Raw genomic sequence first — 413 nt, forward strand, 5'->3', positions numbered from 1 at the left:
CCGCTACAGCGCCCACATGGCAGTGGCTGTACGCGCTCGCATGCCAAAGCCGCACCTGCGCGCAAACGCCCCGGCAAGTATCGCGCCGAAGACCGGTGCTTTCTCCGGCGCGGAGCAGATCGGCATCGTGGCTCTGGAGGACCTCATCGAGGAGCAGGTCGGTGTCGTACGCGACTGGACCCACGAGGTCTCCCCACGTCGCAGCGGTGCACCAAAGCAGCACTCGACCGTGAACCAGCCCCGGACCCGACCGGGCACCACGCAGGGACGACAGCAGTGACACCTACACCCGATTCGTCTTTCGATTGGCGTGAAGCCAAAGCAAGGCATATCGCCCGCGTCGATATCCTGACCCGCGACCACCTGTCCCGTCGCAGTCGCGGCCAGCGCCACCCGGTCTGGGACTTCATCTT

Annotated in this window: 1 protein-coding gene; it reads left to right on the forward strand. The window is 65.6% G+C overall.

All coding sequences use genetic code 11. The features are described from left to right. The coding region (locus tag IR141_RS13710; RefSeq protein WP_209304459.1) for a hypothetical protein at positions 1-280 on the forward strand (280 nt) is incomplete at its 5' end. Between the last annotated feature and the right edge of the window lie 133 nt (positions 281-413).

The sequence above is a fragment of the Neisseria sp. 19428wB4_WF04 genome (assembly GCF_015235335.1).
Taxonomy (GTDB): domain Bacteria; phylum Pseudomonadota; class Gammaproteobacteria; order Burkholderiales; family Neisseriaceae; genus Neisseria; species Neisseria musculi.